The following is a 306-nucleotide window of genomic DNA, read 5'->3' as shown; positions in this document are numbered from 1 at the left end:
GATCGGGATCGCGCAGGGGGCGCTGGACTACGCGAAGGGTTATGTGCGGGAGCGCAAGCAGTTCGGGAAGGCGATCGCGGAGTTCCAGGGGGTCCAGTTCATGCTGGCGGACATGGCGTTGTAGCTGGAGGCGGCGCGTCAGCTGACGTACGCGGCGGCGGAGAAGTCGCAGCGCGGGGACGGGGATCTGACGTTCTTCGGTGCGGCGGCGAAGTGTTTCGCGTCGGACGCGGCGATGGAGATCACGACGGACGCGGTCCAGGTGCTGGGCGGGTACGGGTACACGCGGGACTACCCGGTGGAGCG

At 68.3% G+C, this 306-nt stretch carries 1 pseudogene; it reads left to right on the top strand.

Going from position 1 to position 306, the window contains the following annotated elements:
• Positions 1 to 306 (top strand): annotated as a pseudogene (locus tag PUR71_RS01030) (acyl-CoA dehydrogenase family protein); the annotation flags it as partial.

This window comes from Streptomyces sp. SP17BM10 (genome assembly GCF_036322405.1).
Taxonomy (GTDB): Bacteria; Actinomycetota; Actinomycetes; order Streptomycetales; family Streptomycetaceae; genus Kitasatospora.
The sequence above is the reverse complement of the archived record's forward strand: the minus strand, read 5'-3'. Positions and strand labels throughout refer to the sequence as shown.